General features: G+C 67.8%; 19 protein-coding genes and 1 pseudogene. 14 read left to right on the top strand and 6 right to left on the bottom strand.

All coding sequences use genetic code 11. The annotated features are described in order from the left end of the window. Nucleotides 1–483: 483 nt before the first annotated feature. Nucleotides 484–1236 carry a sulfite exporter TauE/SafE family protein gene (locus tag ACWPN3_RS04830; RefSeq protein WP_109490618.1) on the bottom strand — a complete coding sequence of 251 codons (753 nt, stop codon included), beginning with the start codon at nucleotides 1234–1236 and terminating at the stop codon, nucleotides 484–486. Nucleotides 1237–1364: 128 nt separating this feature from the next. Between ACWPN3_RS04830 and ACWPN3_RS04825 the strand changes: the two genes are divergently transcribed. The 4 genes and pseudogenes from ACWPN3_RS04825 to ACWPN3_RS04810 all read left to right on the top strand — a co-directional run bounded on the left by ACWPN3_RS04825 (nucleotide 1365) and on the right by ACWPN3_RS04810 (nucleotide 4602). Further along, on the top strand, nucleotides 1365–2252 hold the full coding sequence (locus tag ACWPN3_RS04825; RefSeq protein ID WP_492243771.1) for a LysR substrate-binding domain-containing protein: 888 nt from the start codon (nucleotides 1365–1367) through the stop codon (nucleotides 2250–2252). 108 nt (nucleotides 2253–2360) lie between these two features. Further along, entirely contained in the window at nucleotides 2361–3611 is a 1251-nt protein-coding gene (locus ACWPN3_RS04820) for an MFS transporter (RefSeq protein WP_492243772.1), read from the top strand. A gap of 36 nt (nucleotides 3612–3647) precedes the next feature. Next, a pseudogene (locus ACWPN3_RS04815) lies at nucleotides 3648–3923 on the top strand (aldo/keto reductase); the annotation flags it as partial. Nucleotides 3924–3981: 58 nt separating this feature from the next. After that, nucleotides 3982–4602, top strand: a complete 621-nt coding sequence (locus ACWPN3_RS04810; protein ID WP_492261148.1) for an aldo/keto reductase — start codon at nucleotides 3982–3984, stop codon at nucleotides 4600–4602. A gap of 22 nt (nucleotides 4603–4624) precedes the next feature. Here the strand turns inward: ACWPN3_RS04810 and ACWPN3_RS04805 are convergent, their stop codons facing one another. Continuing rightward, nucleotides 4625–6004, bottom strand: a complete 1380-nt coding sequence (locus tag ACWPN3_RS04805) for a chloride channel protein (protein WP_492243774.1) — start codon at nucleotides 6002–6004, stop codon at nucleotides 4625–4627. A 150-nt stretch (nucleotides 6005–6154) separates the two neighbouring features. After that, a complete protein-coding gene (locus ACWPN3_RS04800; protein WP_109449296.1) occupies nucleotides 6155–6349 on the bottom strand; it encodes a hypothetical protein in 195 nt (64 codons plus the stop codon). Nucleotides 6350–6872: 523 nt separating this feature from the next. Between ACWPN3_RS04800 and ACWPN3_RS04795 the strand changes: the two genes are divergently transcribed. After that, a protein-coding gene (locus ACWPN3_RS04795; protein WP_492241372.1) for an IS5 family transposase occupies nucleotides 6873–7630 on the top strand; the annotation gives its coding sequence in 2 pieces (ribosomal slippage) (nucleotides 6873–7197 and nucleotides 7197–7630; 759 coding nt in all). A gap of 28 nt (nucleotides 7631–7658) precedes the next feature. Here the strand turns inward: ACWPN3_RS04795 and ACWPN3_RS04790 are convergent. Continuing rightward, nucleotides 7659–8201 (bottom strand): D-glycero-alpha-D-manno-heptose-1,7-bisphosphate 7-phosphatase, encoded by a 543-nt coding sequence (locus ACWPN3_RS04790; RefSeq protein ID WP_492243510.1) that lies wholly within the window; start codon nucleotides 8199–8201, stop codon nucleotides 7659–7661. Nucleotides 8202–8354: 153 nt separating this feature from the next. Further along, entirely contained in the window at nucleotides 8355–8843 is a 489-nt protein-coding gene (locus ACWPN3_RS04785; RefSeq protein WP_109095254.1) for a response regulator transcription factor, read from the bottom strand. 192 nt (nucleotides 8844–9035) lie between these two features. On the opposite strand from ACWPN3_RS04785, the gene ACWPN3_RS04780 reads away from it, so the two are divergent. Further along, a complete protein-coding gene (locus ACWPN3_RS04780; protein WP_492243511.1) occupies nucleotides 9036–10241 on the top strand; it encodes a helix-turn-helix transcriptional regulator in 1206 nt (401 codons plus the stop codon). A gap of 290 nt (nucleotides 10242–10531) precedes the next feature. Here the strand turns inward: ACWPN3_RS04780 and aqpZ are convergent, their stop codons facing one another. Beyond that, a complete protein-coding gene (gene aqpZ, locus ACWPN3_RS04775) occupies nucleotides 10532–11272 on the bottom strand; it encodes an aquaporin Z (protein WP_109095256.1) in 741 nt (246 codons plus the stop codon). A gap of 366 nt (nucleotides 11273–11638) precedes the next feature. Here aqpZ and ACWPN3_RS04770 point away from each other — a divergent pair, with 366 nt between their 5' ends. The 8 genes from ACWPN3_RS04770 (at nucleotide 11639) to ACWPN3_RS04735 (ending at nucleotide 17830) form a co-directional block, all read left to right on the top strand. Then, nucleotides 11639–13336 carry a sensor domain-containing diguanylate cyclase gene (locus ACWPN3_RS04770; RefSeq protein ID WP_492243512.1) on the top strand — a complete coding sequence of 566 codons (1698 nt, stop codon included), beginning with the start codon at nucleotides 11639–11641 and terminating at the stop codon, nucleotides 13334–13336. Between the two features lie 291 nt (nucleotides 13337–13627). Then, on the top strand, nucleotides 13628–14002 hold the full coding sequence (locus ACWPN3_RS04765) for a minor capsid protein (RefSeq protein ID WP_109095257.1): 375 nt from the start codon (nucleotides 13628–13630) through the stop codon (nucleotides 14000–14002). Between the two features lie 16 nt (nucleotides 14003–14018). Then, the gene (locus ACWPN3_RS04760; RefSeq protein WP_109095258.1) at nucleotides 14019–14540 is read left to right on the top strand and encodes a hypothetical protein; all 522 of its coding nucleotides are present in this window, start codon (nucleotides 14019–14021) and stop codon (nucleotides 14538–14540) included. An 84-nt stretch (nucleotides 14541–14624) separates the two neighbouring features. After that, the gene (locus ACWPN3_RS04755; protein ID WP_492243513.1) at nucleotides 14625–14981 is read left to right on the top strand and encodes a hypothetical protein; all 357 of its coding nucleotides are present in this window, start codon (nucleotides 14625–14627) and stop codon (nucleotides 14979–14981) included. A gap of 59 nt (nucleotides 14982–15040) precedes the next feature. Continuing rightward, complete coding sequence (locus tag ACWPN3_RS04750; protein ID WP_492243514.1) at nucleotides 15041–15301, top strand: hypothetical protein; 261 nt, start codon at nucleotides 15041–15043, stop codon at nucleotides 15299–15301. 15 nt (nucleotides 15302–15316) lie between these two features. Beyond that, entirely contained in the window at nucleotides 15317–16633 is a 1317-nt protein-coding gene (locus ACWPN3_RS04745) for a hypothetical protein (protein WP_492261147.1), read from the top strand. 3 nt (nucleotides 16634–16636) lie between these two features. Beyond that, complete coding sequence (locus tag ACWPN3_RS04740) at nucleotides 16637–17026, top strand: phage tail protein (RefSeq protein ID WP_492243516.1); 390 nt, start codon at nucleotides 16637–16639, stop codon at nucleotides 17024–17026. Between the two features lie 60 nt (nucleotides 17027–17086). Then, on the top strand, nucleotides 17087–17830 hold the full coding sequence (locus tag ACWPN3_RS04735) for a phage minor tail protein L (RefSeq protein ID WP_492261146.1): 744 nt from the start codon (nucleotides 17087–17089) through the stop codon (nucleotides 17828–17830). The last annotated feature ends 30 nt before the right edge of the window (nucleotides 17831–17860 follow it).

The following is a 17860-nucleotide window of genomic DNA, read 5'->3' as shown; positions in this document are numbered from 1 at the left end:
GAAAGGGAGTCGCAAAGCCTTGCCAAGTGCCGGATCCGCAACGGCTTCCCCAAGGCGTCAACAGCGCGAATCTGGCCCCAAGGGGTCTGTCGACATGGCCGCAGGTGCCGAATCGCACCGACTCGATTCGCAAAGACGCCCTTGAGAGAGCGGCGCCATCCTTACTCCCTGGGGGAGCAACGCCATTTTTGCTGTCCAGGGCTCTGTGGGCAAGCACAATCCTTACGGCTTGGGGGCGTTGATAACCGGATCCAGGCCCCCGAGAGGTAAGGATCAGGCCATTCATGAGAGCCCTTCGTCCGATTCTGGGCTGTGCAAGGAGCCACGGACGCTTGGACGCCCCCAGGATGTAAGGAAGCCCGCCCCCAAGCCGTAAGGATCGGGGAACGGGCCTGTCTTGCGCACCGGGCCGGAGTGTAGCCCCCAGGGAGTAAGGATAGGAAAGAAGGAACAGGATAAAGCTTTGTTATATAATTTTTTTTCTCAATGGGCCGCCAGCAGCAGAAGCCCCTGGCCGAGATAGACGCTGGCGGTTCCCATCACCAGATAGCGGCTCCATAGGCGGAACTGGGCGTCGCTCATGCGGTCGAGGACGCGGCGGGAGAGATTCGTGCCGATCAGCGCCATGGCGATCGACATCAGGATCACCGTCGATTCCACCGTCTCGTCGCCGCTGCCCGCCACCAGCGGGGCGAAATAGACGATCTTCACCAGATGGCCGACCGATTGGATGGCGGCCTTGGTGGCGACCACGCTCTGCCGGGTCATGGCGCTGCGGATGAAGAAGGTGTCGAGCAGGGGGCCGGAGATGCCGGCGAGCAACTGGATGCCCATGCAGAGGAAGCCGCCCAGCACGCCATGCAGCGGCTTCTGCGCGTTCAGCGCCCAGCGGGCGGGGATGGCCAGCGCCAGGAAGGGCGTCAGCCCCAGGATCAGCAGCGACACCGCCCGGTCCGGCACGGCGCCGGCCAGGGCGAACAGCAGGCCGGCGACGGAGCCGCCCAGCGCGAAGCGCAGGATGACCGGCCAGACGACATGGCGCCGCCACAGCCAGGCCCGCCAGCCGTTGGAGGCGAACTGCGTCACGCCATGCAGCAGCATGGCCGACGGCACCGGCAGCAGGATCAGCAGCAGGCCCATCAGCACCATGCCGCCGGCCATGCCGAACAGGCCCGACAGAAACGAGGTCACGAGAACGGTGAGGCCAAGCCCCACCATCAGCGGAAGCGTCAGCATGAATCGCCCAATCTCAGAAAGGATGGCCGGAAACTCTCACGCGCATGGTTGCGCCGCAAACGGCATTGTTCGATGCTCAGCCCCAGGAAAAGTTGGGGTGGGATCGGAGTGACCTTGGGGATGGACGCATGCGCCGCCTGCCCTCGCTGAACGGGCTGCGCGCCTTCGAGGCGGCGGCCCGCCATCGCAGCTTCACCGCGGCGGCGGCGGAGCTGCATGTCTCGCAGGCGGCGGTCAGCCGGATGGTGAAGCTGCTGGAGGACCGTCTGGGCTTCGCCCTGTTCGACCGCCGGGCCAACGCGCTGGAGCTGACCGAGCGCGGCCGGGCGTTGCAGCCGGCGCTGACCGAGGCGTTCGACGGCATCGCCCGGCGGGTCGAGCAGGTGGCGGCGATGCGGGCCGGGCCGGTGCTGACGGTGGGGATGGGGGCGACGGTGGCGGTGCGCTGGCTGATCCCGCGCCTGTCGGGCTTCCATCTTGCCCATCCGGAGATCGAGGTGCGGATCGCCACCGGCGGGGCGGGGGCGCCGATGAACGACGACTGGACCTGCGCCGTCCTGCTCGGCGACGGCCAGTGGCCCGGCTATGAGGCGGAGCGGCTGTTCTCCTCCAGCCTGGAGCCGGTCTGCGCGCCGCGGCTGGCGGCGGCGTTGTGCGGGCCGGCGGATCTGGCCGGCGCCACGCTGCTGCACGTCTCCCATTGGGGGGAGGACTGGCCGCGCTGGCTGGAGGCCGCCGGGGTGGCGGATCCGATGCCGGCCTCGGGAACGCGGGGGCTGTCCTTCGGCAGCTATGCCATGACCTTGCAGGCGGCCATCGACGGCGTCGGGGTGGCGCTGGCGCCGCGGCTCTACAGCGCGGACGACATCGCCGCCGGGCGCCTCGCGGCACCCTTCGCGCTGGCGGTGCCGATGGTCCATTCCTGGTATCTGGTCTATCGCGCCTCGCGCCGCGAGGATGGCGGCTTCGGCGCCTTCCGCGACTGGCTCTACCGGCTGCGCGCGGAGATCGAATGAGGCCGCGCATGGCCGGGCGGCGCAATTGAGCGATGCGCCGGCCGCGGGTGCCGACATAGGCTGTGCGCTGTTCTGTCACAGTTTCGACCAGACCAGTTTCGACCAGCCATGACCGCACAGGACCGCGCGATGCCGCCCACCGCCGCCCCACATCCTGCTCCCTTGCCCGCTGAAGACTCCGCCCACCCTGCCCTCTCCCGCTCGCTCGTCCTGCTGATGGCGCTGGCCTGCGGCGTGGTGGTCGCCAACATCTATTATGCCCAGCCGCTGGTCGGGCTGATCGGCCCGGCGGTCGGGCTGTCGCCGGAGACCGCCAGCCTCGTCGTCACCCTGACCCAGGTCGGCTATGGCGCCGGGCTGATCCTGCTGGTGCCGCTGGGCGATCTGCTGGAGAACCGCCGGCTGGTGGTGGTCACCCTGTGCAGCACGGTGGCGGCCCTGCTGGTGGCGGCCGTCGCCCCCACCGCGTCCCTGTTCCTGGCGGCGTCCTTCCTGATCGGCGTCACCTCGGTCGCCGTGCAGATGCTGGTGCCGCTGGCCGCCCACATGGCGCCGGAGGCCTCGCGCGGGCAGGTGGTCGGCAATGTGATGAGCGGGCTGCTGCTCGGCATCCTGCTGGCCCGCCCGGTGTCGAGCCTGATCGCCGACAGCCTGGGCTGGCGGGCGGTGTTCGGCCTGTCGGCGGTGGTGATGGTCGGCTTCGCCGTGCTGATGCGGCGGGTGCTGCCGCAGCGGCGGCCGACGGGCCGGTCGAGCTATGGCGCGCTGCTCGGCTCGCTGGGGCGGCTGCTGGTGCGCACACCGGTGCTGCAACGGCGGACCGTCTACCAGACCATGATGTTCGCCGCCTTCAGCCTCTATTGGACCTCGGTGCCGCTGCTGCTGGCGGGGGCGCCCTTCCATCTCAGCCAGCGCGGCATCGCGCTGTTCGCCCTGTCGGGGGCGGCGGGTGCCTTGGTGGCGCCGATCGCCGGGCGGATCGCCGACCGCGGCTGGACCCGGCCGGCCACCGGCTTCGCGCTGGCGATGGCGGCGCTGTCCTTCTTCGTGGCGCGTGCGGGAGAGGGGTCGATTGCGCTGCTGGTGCTGGCCGGGCTGCTGCTCGACATGGGCGTGCAGATGAACATGGTGCTGGGGCAGCGCGCCATCTATTCGCTGGGGGCGGAGACTCGCAGCCGGATGAACGCCATCTATATGGCGATCTTCTTCCTGGGCGGGGCCGCCGGCTCGGCGCTGGCCGGCTATGCCTTCGCCGTCGGCGGCTGGGAACCGGTGACCTGGATCGGCTTCGCCTTTCCCGCCATCGGCCTGCTGTTCTACCTGACCGAATTCCGAGGGGCGGCCCACCGCCTGACCTGAAATCGCCTGACCGTGATCTTCAAAGGAGACGATGCAATGGATCAACGCCAGCTTGGCCGTAGCGGCCTGACGGTGTCCCCGCTCTGCTTCGGCGGCAACGTGTTCGGCTGGACCGCCGACGAGGCGACCTCCTTCCGGCTGCTCGACGCCTTCGTCGAGGCCGGCTTCAATTTCGTCGACACCGCCGACGTCTATTCGGCCTGGGCCCCCGGCAACCGGGGCGGCGAGTCCGAGACCATCATCGGCAACTGGATGAAGAGCCGCGGCAACCGCGACCGCATCGTGCTGGCGACCAAGGTCGGGTCGGAGATGGGGCCGGGGAAGAAGGGGCTGTCGCCCGCCTGGATCCGGACGGCGGTGGAGGAACTCGTTGAAGCGGCTCCAGACCGACCGGATCGACCTCTACCAGTCGCACTGGGACGATCCCGAAACCCCGTTCGAGGACACGCTCGGCGCCTACAAGGAGCTGATCGACCAGGGCAAGGTCCGGGCCATCGGCGCCTCCAACCTGACCGCACCCCGCCTGCGCGAGGCGCTGGAGGTCAGCGCCCGCACCGGCCTGCCCCGCTACGAGACGCTCCAGCCGGAATACAACCTCTACAGCCGCGAGGGCTACGAGGCGGAGCTGGAGGGGATTTGCCGGGAGAACGGGCTGGGCGTCATCAACTACTATTCGCTGGCCGCCGGCTTCCTGACCGGCAAGTACCGCTCGGCAGACGATGTGGGCAAGAGTGCGCGCGGCAACGGGGTGGTGTCGAAATACCTGAACGAGCGCGGCCGGGCGATCCTGGCGGCGCTGGACGAGGTCGCCGGCCGGCATGGGGCGACGCCGTCACAGGTGGCGATTGCCTGGCTGATCGCGCGGCCCGGCCTGACCGCCCCCATCGCCAGCGCGTCGAAGCCGGAGCAGATGGGCGACCTGATCGCCGCCGCCCGGCTGCGGCTGGAGGCCGACGACATCGCGCAGCTGGACCGGGCCAGCGCTTATTGAGGGCGCTTATCGAGGCGTCAGGTCACGGCGACGGGATCGCCGCCGCCTTGGGCGGGGCCGGCTTGCCGGCCTCGTCGGTGCGCAGCACCGCCAGGAAGGCGTCCGCCATCGCGTGGTAGACCGAGTGCGGGCAGACCAGCCGGGACAGGGTGGTGGCGAGTGCGGCGCTCAGCATCAGCGGCAGCAGCATGTCGGGCGACGCGCTCATCTCCGTGACGATGACGACGGCGGTGAGCGGCGCCTGCACCACGCCGGCGAAATAGGAGACCATCGACAGCAGCACCACCGCCTCCAGCGAGCTGTCCGGCAGCAGCCCGCCGATGATGGAGCCGATGCCCGCCCCCACCGACAGCGACGGCGAGAAGATGCCGCCGGGGATGCCGCAGATGCCCGACAGGGCGGTCGCCAGCAGCTTGGCCGGGGCGTAGTACCAGGGCAGCGTCTCCACCCCGTCGAGCACGGCGCGGGCCTGCTCGTAGCCGGTGCCGAAGGTCAGTCCGCCGGTGACGGTGCCGATGACCGCCAGGGCGAGGCCGCAGCCGAGTGCGACGTACACCGGGTGGCGGCCAATCCGTCCGCCCACCCCGCAGCGGATCCAGCGCGACAGCCACAGCAGCAGGCTGCTGAAGCCGCCGCCGGCCAGCCCGCCGACGAGGCCGGTCGCCAGCACCGCCTTCCAGTCCTGCCAGCTGGCCGAGGCGGCGGTGTGGCCGAAATAGGCGTAGTTGCCGAGCAATGCCACGGCGACCAGGCCGGCCGCCACCACCGCCACCAGCACGAGGCCGCTGGTCCGCCGCTCGAAGCTGCGGGCCATCTCCTCGATGGCGAAGACGATGCCGGCCAGCGGCGTGTTGAAGGCGGCGGCGACGCCGGCCGCCCCGCCGGCCAGGATCAGACCGGGTTCCCGCCCCAGCCCGGCGAGGGAGCCGGCCATCAGCATGATCGAGGCGCCGACCTGCACCGTCGGCCCCTCGCGCCCGATGGAGGCGCCGCAGGCCAGCCCGACCAGGGTCAGCAGGATCTTGCCCACGGCGATGCGCGGCGACAGCAGCCGGCGCTTGGCCGCCGGATCCTGGACATGGCGGGCGGCGATGGCCTGGGGAATGCCGCTGCCCTGCGATCCCGGCACCACCCGCAGCGCCACCCAGGCCGAGAAGGCCAGACCCAGCGGGGTCAGCAGGAAGGGCAGCCAGGGCGATGCCGCCTCCGCCAGCCGGAACAGCTGCTGGGCGTAATCGGCGGCGCGGGCGAACAGCACGGCGACCAGACCGACCACGCCGGCACCGGACCAGAACAGCAGGCGCCGACGCCAGTTCCTGGGCGACATCCAGACATGGCGGGGGCGGCGCAGCCCCTGGGGAAGCCGGGGGGGCAGCCGATGTGGCAGACGGTTGGAAGGCATTGGACGGGCCGGAAGCGGGGGAACAGACGGGTGAAACGGCGGAACGCCGAATTTAGGTCCGTCCTTCTCCGCAGAACCAGCGGCAGTCATGCAGATCTGGGGTCACGCTCCGGGGTCAGCTGGGTCCGGGGGCACGCGTGAGGATCGGGGTCAGCGGCGGACGACGGTGACCGGCTGGGACCTCGAAGCGGAGCGGTTGCCGCGCGAGGCGATGGCGGCGCCTTGCAGGGTCTGCTGGCTGCGGCGCTTCTGCGCCTGCTCGACCTCGCGGCGGAAGTTGGGGCCGAGAGCCTCGTAGGCGGCCTTCAGCTCCGGGTCGTTCATCCAGATTTCGCGGCGATCCATGGTTTCCTCTTATATTGGCCGGCTGCCGGCCGAATGCCGGGCAGATCTGAGGCATGCCGCTCCTGAAGACGCTGTGCAGAAACGGCGTCGCGGGCGGGTCATCCGGCGTATTTATCAGGATGACGCCCGCGTTCCTTTTCTGAAGGCTGGGGCGGCATGACGACTGACAGGTTGGGGCGGTGAGTCTCTACTTCAAGATACGCCCGGTGTCGGATCGGGCGACTTTTCGAAAGCCATAACGCCCTGTCAGACCCAAGGTTCCAGCCGGTGTCTTATCGGCCGCAGGTGATAGGACCGGGGGGAGAGAATTTCGCTTGTGAGGCGGGTTCCCCCTCTCCCCCCGGGGAGAGGGTCGGGGTGAGGGGGATGCACAAGGTGGATTCGGTGGGGAATTGGGGACTGCGCGGTTCTTGAAAATCCTCGCCACGCGTCCCCCTCACCCTAGGCCCAATCGACATTCATGGTTCCCATCGGGACTGAGTTGTGATTCATGGGTTTCCGCTATTTTGAGGCGGAGCTGTCGATGGGGATCAAACGCTACGAACTGACGGATTCCCAATGGGCACGGATTTCAGGATTGCTGCCCGGCAAGGTTGGCGATCCCGGCCGCTCGGGTGGCGATAATCGTCTGTTCGTCAATGGCTGCCTGTGGGTTCTCCGTTCCGGCGCCCACTGGTGCGATCTGCCTGAACGATATGGCAAGTGGAAGACGGTCCACCGCCGTTTCAGCCGCTGGTGCCACGCCGGGGTCTGGGAGCGGGTGTTCGAGGCGCTGACTGCCGACCGGGATAACCAGTACCTGATGATCGATAGCACGATCGTGCGTGCGCATCAGCAGGCGGCGAGCGGAAAAGGGGGGCCAAGGATCAGGCGCTGGGGCGTTCCCGAGGAGGATTGACCACCAAGATCCACATGCTGGCCGATGCGCTCGGCCGACCTCTGCGCTTGATTGTCACCGCCGGACAGGTCGGCGACATCACTCAGGCCGAAGCCTTGTTGGAAGGGCAGTCCGGCGCCGCTGTCCTCGCCGACAAAGCCTATGACAGCAATGCCTTGCGGGAGACGATTGCCGCCATGAATGCCAAAGCCGTCATCCCCTCCAACCGCTCTCGCAAGCTCATCATTCCTCATGATGCCGAAGCCTACAGACATCGAAACCGCATCGAGCGATGTTTCAACCGCCTCAAGCACTTCAGGCGATTCGCCACTCGCTACGACCGCAGGAAAATACACTTCAATGGCTTTCTCAGCCTCGCAAGCATCTCAATTTGGCTGAGGTGATTGTCGATCCGACCTAGCCGTTAAGCTCTCACGTCATCCTTGCCAGGATCCCGGCCACGACGGCGTCGAGGTCGCCGCCGCGGTAGAGCGTTCCCTCGATGCCCGCCCGCTGCGCCGCCTGCACGTCGGTGTCGCGGTCGCCGATCAGGAAACTGCCCCTCGGCTCCACCGGCCATTCGGCCATCGCCTGCAACAGCATCCCCGGCTCCGGCTTGCGGCAGGCGCAGTCGGTGCGGTAAGGCGGCTCGCCATGATCGGGATGGTGCGGGCAGTGATAGAAGGCGTCGACATGGGCGCCGACGGCGCGCAACTCCTGCTGCATCCAACGATGCAGGGTGCGCACATGCTCCTCGCTGTACAGGCCGCGGGCGACCCCGGCCTGGTTGGTGACGACGAAGACCAGAAAGCCGGCGTCGTTCAGCCGCTTCACCGCCTCCCTGGCTCCCGGCATCCAGGTGATCTGGTCGGGACGGTGGGCGAAGCCGATGTCTTCGTTCAGCACGCCGTCGCGGTCGAAGAAGGCAGCTTTGCGGCGTCCGGCATTCCGGGCTTGGGGTGATGTGTCGGGCATGATGGCGGTGGCGGGGCTCTTAAGGGGCGGTCGGGTTGAGAAGCCGCTTGGGCAGCATCGTTGTCAACCCGGATGCCACTTTCCCAAACAAGATGCTTTGAAAATAAAATGACATGTCTTCATGAAAATATGTAGTGAGAACATGCCATTACCTTATTCCCGTTCGATGCGACGGACGCAGCCGAGCAGCAATTCCTCCAGATTGAGCGGCGGCATATCGATGTGGATGGCTTCAAAGCCGCGGTTCCGCGCCCGGACCATCAGGTCGTGATTGGTCTCGGCGATGGACAGCAGGACTGGGCGGACGGCACCGCGCATCGCGGTCAGCCGGTCGAAGACGGATGGCCACGGACCTTCGGCTTCCCGCCGCTCCGGTCCGGTCTCCCCCAGCACGATCAGGTCGGGACCGATGGCACCGGACAAGGCGGCAGGGGACCGCGCCAGCAGAGCCAGTCCTTCCTCCATTGTTCGGCCCGCCACCACCCCCCAACCCAGCGTCTCCAGGTAAAGCCGCAGCCCCTCGCGCAGCAATGGATTGCGGTCGGCAACCAGAGCCCAGCGTACCCGGCTTCCGGTCGTCCAGTGCTGCGGCGATGGGCCGGCATGATCCATTCGGCCGTCATCGATCATGGACGCGGTCATGGGGGCGTGCTCCGGTTCGAAGGCTCCTGTCTGCGGCAGGGACTCTTCCTGTGACTTTTGAGGAAAATTCCCGGGATCGCATCCTCCACATGACGGACGAGGCGCTTGGACTATGGTCATATGCAACCGATGGCGCTTGAATGAGAAATGTTGCCTACGGGAAATTGATTGCTAACGGAGGATTTCCCTATAGTGGACAGCGCTGACCAGTTGATCGAGGCCATCTACGACGCCGTGACCTTTCCGGAGCGCTGGGGAGGGGTTTTGGAGCGGCTCTGCGCCTTGACCGATGCGACGCACGGCTTCCTGTTTACCGCCGCCCCCCGCCATGACAGCCTGACCGCGGCATTGTGGGCCCGCCACAACATCACCGACAGGCAGCTGGCCGACTACACCACGCATTTCCGCCACCGTGACGTCTGGGCGAACGCCGCGGCGGCGCGCGGTCTGCTGAACCGCTGCGTCGTCCGCCGCGGCGAGGAGCTGGTGCCGGATGCGGTTCTGCGGCGCTCGGCCTTCTTCAACGAGCTGCTGCGGGATCACGGCATGGGCCGGCTGTGCGCACTCACCCTGTCCGACGGCGGCGAGCTTTCGTCGGTGCAGCCGGTGCTGAGCCTCCATCGGCCCGCCGATGCCCTCCCCTTTTCCGACGAGACGGTCTGCCTCCTTCAGGACTGTGCCCCGCATCTCCAGCGGGCGATGCGGCTGCGCGTCCGGTTGCTGGCAGGCCGGGACGGCCGGGAGGAGGCCTGCTGGAGCGGCCGTGCCATCGACCGGCTGCCGATGGGGGTTGTCCTGCTCGACGCCGCCGGGCGGATCGCCGGCCTGAACCGGGCCGGGCAGGCGATGATCGATGCGCGGGACGGGCTGCGGCTTGTGCAGGGGCGGTTGCAGGCTGAACAGGGGGGCGAGGCGCGCCGGCTTGCCCATCTGCTGGAGGTTGCGGTGTCGGCCGGCGGAAAGGGGGCATCGGCGCACCGGGGGGAAGCGGCCGACCTGCGGGTGTCGCGCCCCTCCGGCCGGGCGCCCTATCTGCTGAGCGTTCTGCCTCTGTCGCCCGAGGCTGCGGGACCGTTCGACGATGCGGATGGCGGGGGCAGTGGTGGGGGCGGCGGTGCGCACATCCGGGCCGTGGTCTACATCGTCGATCCGGCCGCGGTGGCGCCTGGGTTGGGAAGGCGGCTGTGCGCCCTGTTCGGTCTGACGGCGGTGGAGGCCGGCCTCGTCGTCGATTTGCTGGGCGACCTGACCCCGGCCGAGATCGGCGAGCGTCGCGGCGTGGCGATCAGCACGGTGCGCAGCCAGCTGCGCAGCGTCTTCGCCAAGACCGGAACCACCCGCCAGAGCGAGCTGATGAATCTGGTGAACCGCTGCCTGATGCTGCCGGAAGGGCCGTGATTGCCGCAGCCGTGACGGTCAAGGCAGCGCCGACACCATCAGGAGGCCGAGATAGATGCCGATGAACAGGCCCAGCACGATGCCGTAATCGGCTTCCGTCATCGGGTTGGAGTCAGGGTCGAACTGCCGCATGAATACGCCTTCTGCGCCGTTGGTCCTGCCTGAATAACAGTGGACGGCGGCGGATCGTTGCGACATCGGCGTGGTATGGGGGGACGTGGTACGGGGGCGCGCCATCCGGGACCGGTTCTCTTGCGAACCGGTCCCGGATGGCGACAGGGGCACCCGCTTCAGGTGGAGCTTTCCGCCTGCCCGGTGATGGCGGGCTTCGCCGGCATCTCCTCGGCAAGGGCGCGGTAGGCCAGCCCGCCCGCGAGGCCGCCGGCCAGCGGGGCAAGCCAGAACAGCCAGAGCTGCTGCAACGCCCATCCGCCGACCACCAGGGCCGGACCGGTGCTGCGCGCCGGGTTCACCGAGGTGTTGGTGACCGGGATGCTGATCAGATGGATCAGCACGAGCGCCATGCCGATGGCCAGCGGCGCGAAGCCGGCCGGCGCCCGCCGGTCGGTGGATCCCAGGATCACCAGCACGAAGAAGAAGGTCAGCACCAGCTCGATCGCCAGGGCCGAGGTGACGCTGTACTGGCCGGGCGAATGCGCCTCGTACCCGTTGGCGGCGAGGCCGTTGACGGCCAGGCTGTAGTCGGCCTTCCCGGTGGCGATGACATAGAGGACCAGGGCTGCCGCGAAGGCGCCGACCAGCTGGGCCAGCACATAGGGCAGGATGTCCTTGGCCGGGAACCGCCCGCCGGCCCACAGCCCGACCGTGACCGCCGGGTTCAGATGACAGCCGGAGATGTGGCCGATGGAATAGGCCATGGTCAGGACGGTGAGGCCGAAGGCAAGCGACACGCCGAGCAATCCGATCCCGACCTGCGGAAAGGCGGCGGCGAGGACGGCACTGCCGCATCCGCCGAAGACCAGCCAGAATGTTCCGAGAAACTCAGCGGAGCTGCGCCTAATCATACTCATGCCAACCTCCCACTGCTGTCAGGGTTGCCGAAGGCCGGCGGATGCCGGTGCGCAGACGAGGATAAATCCACTTCCGCGGGAGGGAGTTCGCGCGTTCGGGCAGGGGGATGTGGCAGAAGAACAGGGGGGTGGAACAACCGGATCGGGATGTCGCCCACAGGGCCCGGCGCCCTGCCGAACCTTTGTCCCGTGAAGCCCTTGAATGGACGGGGCACGCCTCCTTGCCGGAATGCAAGCCGGTCCTTTCCCCCACTTTGCGACAACGCTTTGTTTAAGCTTGATTCCCTATAGAGTTGATTGCCAGGATATGCAGCATGTTCTCTGGCCGTTCGACCGATCCTGGGCGATCGATGGGGGGAGTTCGCAATGGCGGAGCAGGGTGAGCGCGACATGGACGGCGGGGCGTCCGCCGATCCCAGGCCGGGCGCTTTCCCCTTATGGCCGGCCGACGGCAGCATGTGCGGCATTGATGGAGCCGGCGTGCTGGACGCGCTGTTCTCCACCAACGCCGCCCCCATCCTGCTGATCGATCCCGGACGCGACGGCGCCATCGTCGATGCCAACCCGCGGGCCGCCGTCTTTTACGGCCACAGCCGCGACCGGCTGCGCAGCCTTCATGTCTGGGACATCAACCAGCTCGGGCGGGCGATCCTGCCGGCGATGCGCGAGATCGCGTCCTGGGAGGGCGGCCATTATCCGCAGCGTTTCCACCATCGCCTGGCCGACGGGTCGGTGCGCGATGTGCAGGTCTATGCCGGCCCCATCCACCTCGGCGGGCGCAAGCTTCTGCTGTGCATCATCCACGACATCACCGCCGTGATCGAGGCCGAGCAGTTCAACCGCCTGCTGCTGGAGAACGTGCAGGTCGGGGTGTGCGGCATCGACCGCTCGGGTGCCGTCACCTTCGTCAATCCCACCGCCACCAGCGCCTTCGGCTTCCGCCACGAAAGCGAGCTGATTCGCAGCCACATCGGACGCTTCCTGTTCCCTGCCTTCCCACCCGGCACCGCCACTGGAGGCGTCAGGCCCCATCCGGTGTTCCGGGTTGCGGAGGCCGGAGAGCCGGTGCGCGACATCGAGACGGTGCTGTACCGCGGCGACGGCACGTCCTTTCCCGTACGGCTGACCGCCAGCCCGATCCGCAAGAATGACGGGATCGTCGGGGTGGTCATCAGCTTCTTCGACCTGACGGAGGAGCGCGAGCGGGAAGCCCAGGCGAGCGATCTCGCCAATGCCCTTCCGGGTGCGGTGTTCCAGGCCGAACTCCATCCCGGCGGAGGCTTGCGCGCGACCTACTTCAGCACCGCCGCAGCCTCCCTGTTCGGCGTGCGGCCGGATGCCGACCTGACCGCCGCGCGGACCCTGGCGCCTGTGATGGCGATGAAGGGGTGGGCGCGGGTCCGGCACGGCCTGCGGCAGGCTGGCCGGGCGGGCCGGGTCTGGGAAGGCGAGATGGAGATCGCCGGCGGACGCTGGGTGCTGGGCCGCGCCCAGCCGCGCCGCCGGAGCGACGGCACCGTGCTGTTCAACGGAGTGCTGCTGGACATCACCGACCGCAAGGGGCTTGAGGCGGAGCTGCAGCAGGCGGCCATGCACGATCCGCTGACCGGTGTGTGGAACCGCCGGCGGTTCCAGCAGGCGGTGGGCGAAGCCGCGGCCAGGCTCGAGCGGTACGGGCGCCCCTATATCCTGGCGTTGATGGACATCGACCATTTCAAGCGCTTCAACGACACGCATGGGCATCAGGCAGGCGACGATGCCCTGCGCATGGTCGCCGCCACCCTGTCGGACCGGCTGCGCCGCTCGGACGCGTTGGCGCGCTGGGGGGGCGAGGAATTCGCCCTGCTGCTGACCGAGACCGATCTGCCCTCCGCCCTGGGCGTTCTGGAAGCCCTGCGGCAGAGGGTGAGCGCGCAGCGGATGGCGTGCGGCGGGGCGGTCACCATCAGCATCGGCGTCGGCCAGGCCAGGGCCGGCGAGGATATCGACAGTCTGCTCCAGCGCGTCGATGCCGCGCTGTACAAGGCGAAGGCCGCCGGCAGGAACCGCATCGAACAAGCCTGAGCGGCAGGATCGGGATCGATCTGCCTTGCCGGGGCATGCCGTGGACCGGACGGATCGGGCTTCGCTGACCGTTCGAGGGGCAAGACCATCCGTGCCCTCGGCCACGCCCCGGATTCCGGGTCAAGCCCTTGTTCCCGAATGCTTTTCCAAAAAGATGTAGCGCCTGCCCACGGGGTAAGATAATCATCCGTTTAAAGGAATTATGTCCTTTTAACGGATGAAGGTCCACTGGGACGAATGCCCTCCCCGTCATTCGCCGCCCCTCGACCGTCTTATCGGAGTCCCGACGCCATGCTGCTGCACGCATTGCTCAAACACGTCGAAGCCGAGGGGCTGGGAACCGAAGGAGGGTCCCTGTTCCTGGGCCGGGCGCCGCAGGACACCGCTGCGGGATCGGTCTTCCTGCCGCGGGGCGGAACCCGCCGCGACTATGCGCAAGGCCTTCGCCGGCTTTCCTTCCAGGTCCGCACCCACGATCCCGACTATCTCGCCGGGGAGGCCCGCGCCCTGGCGATCGCCGACGCACTGACCCTGCGGGCGGCTCCGGCCGGGGGCTGTTTCGTCATCTCGTGCCTGCCCCAGCACGAGCCGCTGATGCCCCATGACGAGACGGCAAGCACCTTCACCTTCATCGTCAACTACCGCGCCGACTGGCGTGTCGCCTGATTAGGAGACTATACCCATGGCCATCACCACCGAAGACATCGCCCTCGGTATCTGCGACGTCACCTTCGACGGCATCGATCTCGGCTCGACCAAGGGCGGCGTCGAAGTGACCGTCAAGACCACGAACTATCAGGTCAAGGCCGACCAGATGGGTGAGACCCCGCTCAAGGATGTCATCACCGGCACCGAGGTGTCGGTCAAGGTGCCGATGCTGGAAACCAACCTGACCAAGCTGCTGGCGGTGATGCCGCAGGCGGTCGGCGTCGGCGCGGCCGGTGCCGAGGTCGGGGTCGAGATCCGCTCCGGCGTCAACATCGACCTGCTGGCCATCGCCGCCCCGCTGAAGCTGCACCCCACCGCCCTGCCCGCCTCCACCACCAAGGACGATTTCGTTGCCTTCAAGGCAGCACCGCTGCCCAACTTCACCTTCAAGTACGAGAACGGCGGCGAGCGCGTCTACGAGGTCACCTTCAGCTGCTATCCGGACGGCACCGCCGGCAACCGCATCGCCGCCTTCGGCGCCCCCGTCGCCGCCTGACCGCGATGGTTCACGGCCGCGGGGGCTTTCGTCCCTGCGGCCGCCCTCGCGGACCTTGCCCGCCACCAGCGACCGGGAGCCTCCATGCCCCAGCCCACCATTTTGAACCTCGATGAGTTCCGCGTTTCCCGCAGCGTCGTCATCGGCGGGCGCGAGCGCATCCTGAAGAACATGACCGTCGAACAGTTCCTGCAGGCCGGGGACATCGAGCGGAAGCTCGAGGAGGCCGGCAGCGAGCGGGCGCAGATCCCGATCCTGGTCGATGTGATCGCCGGCCATCTCGAAGACACCCCGCGCGAGGAGATCCTCGGCCTCGATCTCGGGCAGCTCCTGGTCCTGCTGGCCTTCATCCGCGGAATCGATCCGGCGGAGCCGCCGCCGGGGAAACGCCAGCCGGGGGAGCCGCGGGCGGGCAAGCGGGGGAGCCGTCGGGCCCGCTGACGCGGCTCGACTTCGCCTACTGCTTCGCCCGCGTCAGCCGCTTCTATGGCATCGACCCGTTGCGCCTGCTGGCGCTGCCGGTGCGGATGTTCTGGACCCTGTTCAACGAGATCGACCGGCTGCGCGCGGAGGAGATGGCCGACTGGCTGCCGGTGCATCTGACGGCGGCCGGCATCGGCGCCCGCGAACTGCACGACCGGCTGCGCCAGCGGGTCGGCACGCCGCTCGCCTTCGCCGACCTGCCTGATGGCGGCCGGGCGGATGGGGAGCCGGGCCTGACCGAAAAGGCCAGAACCAGACTGCGTGCCCGCTTCGGCTAACAGAAAGGGAAAACCATGGCTGAAAACGCCGCCGGCCCGACTGTAAAACTGGTTATCGAAAACCAGGATTTCACCATTTCCATCAAACGCCTGGATGGTAGCATCACCAATCTTGCGGTGCAGACCAATTCCCAGCTGGATAGCTTGCATCAGCAAATCAGCGAGCTTCATAAGGCCGCTGAGGATCTGATCACACCGCATGAAATGGCCAGCCGCTTCGCGGCACCCTACAGTGCGGCGGGAATGCTTGCCCAGAATCAGACCGGCGGAAAGGCTGAAGCGGGCGCTCCGCCGGACGCAGCGGCGCAGAAGACCGACGAGGCCGCCAAGAAGTACAATCAGGTGATGGGCGCTGCCTTGCGTCCCCTTGGCGAACGTGTGCAGGCCAGCTTCGGCGACGGCTTGCAAACCTTGCTCAGCGGTTGGAGCGAAGGCGTGCTGAGCGTCGTGACCGGCAAGCAGCAAATCGGTCCCGCCTTTCAGAAGCTGTTCACCACCATGCGGAACAAGCTGCGGGATTTCCTCGTGAAGTCGGTTGCGGAGCAGACCGGCGCCGGGCTGCTCAACGTGCTGGGCTTCAAGACCAGCATCCCCGAAAACGGCAAATCCGCCGCGAAGGCCGGCGATCCGTCGGCATCCGCCCAAACGGACAAGAAGGACGAAGCCAAAGCATCCTCCGACACGTCCGCGAATGGAAATGGGGCAGCTGGTGGCGGATCGGCCGGCACCGGCAACGGACTTTTCAATTTCATCGACTCTCTCTTCACCTCAGACAGCCTGCTCGGCACCCTCTGGTCGAAGGTATCCTCCCTCTTCACGTCGGATGGGCTGCTCGGCGGCCTGATGTCCAGCATCTCCGGTCTCTTCTCCTCGCTGCTCAAACCCGAAGGGCCGCTGGGCGGCATCCTGTCGGGCATCGCCGGCTTCTTTTCGGCGCTCTTCCACACCGGCGGCATCGTCGGTGAAACCGGCCGGGCGGGGCGGATGGTGTCCCCCGGCCTGTTCGCCGACGCTCCCCGCTTCCACACCGGCGGTCTGGTGGCGGGCGAGGTTCCGATCATCGCCCGCAAGGGCGAGGCTGTCTTCACGCCGGAACAAATGACGAACGCAGACCGTCTGATCCAGGCGGCGCAGGATGGCGGTCCTGCGGTCACCCAGTCGGTGACGGTGAATGTCGCCGGCGGCTCCACCGGCGACCGTGAGCAGGACAAGGCGTTCGCCGAGCGGATCGGCGCGTCGGTCAAGGAGCAGCTGCGCGCGATGATGGGCAACGAGCTGCGCCAGCAGATGCGGCCCGGCGGCATGCTGAACAACATGAGCTACGGAGGCTGAGCGATGGCCGGCGAACCCACGAGCCAGACCGCCACGAGCCAGAACGGTGTCCCGGTCTTCCTGCCGCCCTGTCCGCCGGTGACGGGCAGCACCATCGAGCCGGAGGTGAAGGTGCTGACCGCCGGTTTCGGCGACGGCTACACCCAGCGGGCGCCTGACGGCATCCACAACATCCGCGACCAGTATTCGCTGGGCTGGGAGTATCTCGACACCGATCAGGCGCAGGCGATCGAGGAGTTCCTGCGGGCCCGGCGGGGTGCTGAAAGCTTCCTGTGGAAGCCGCCCGGCGAACCCGACCGCCGACGCTGGATCTGCAGCAAATGGAAGCGCACCCGCACCCATTACCTGTTCTCCAGCATCTCCGCGACCTTCGTCGAGGTCTTCGACCTCTGACCCCGCGCGGCCGCTTCGCTCCCTTCGACGGCGGGGGCGGCGCCCATCCAAGGAATCCCCATGAGCCAGACCAACATCCCCAAATGGGATGAACGGCCGGCGCTTGCCGCCGCCGTCCAGTCGCCCGATCCCGGTGCCTATGTGACGCTGTTCACGCTGGACCTGACCATGTATCCCGGCGGCACGATCCATCACTTCACCCCCTCGGGCAGTGGCGGCGAGCCGGTCCTGTTCGGCGGCATCGCCTATGTCCCGGTCGAGATGGAGACCGAAGGGTTCGAATGGACGGCGACCGGGGCGCTGCCGACGCCGCGCCTGCGCATCGCCAACATCAACCGCCAGATCTCGGCGCTGATCTACCAGTTCTCCGACCTGCTCGGCGCCAAGGTCAGGCGGCTGCGCACCTTCGACCGCTATCTCGACGGCCGGGCGGAGGCCGACCCGCTCGCCTTCTTCCCGCCCGACCTCTACCGGGTCGAGCGCAAGAGCGCCCACACCGCCACCCATGTCGAGTTCGAGCTGTCGGCGGCCATCGACCAGGAGGGCGCCATGCTCCCTGGCCGGCAGGTGCTGCGCGACGGCTGCACCCGCCGCTACCGCCATTGGACCGGATCGGGATGGTCGGCCGAAGAGGTCGATTGCCCCTATTCCGGCAGCCTCTGCTTCACCGCGACCGGCGAGCGCACCGATCCCGCCAGGGATGCCTGTGGCAAGCGGCTGGCCGACTGCCGCCTGCGCTACCCCAACACGACCGATCTCCTGCCCTTCGGCGGCTTTCCCGGCGTCTCCCGGGTCCGGGTCTGATCCGGGTGCCGCTCCCCTCACAGCCAGAGG

It is taken from the genome of Azospirillum sp. UENF 111221 (assembly GCF_058780625.1).
This window is presented reverse-complemented; position numbering and strand designations above follow the sequence as displayed.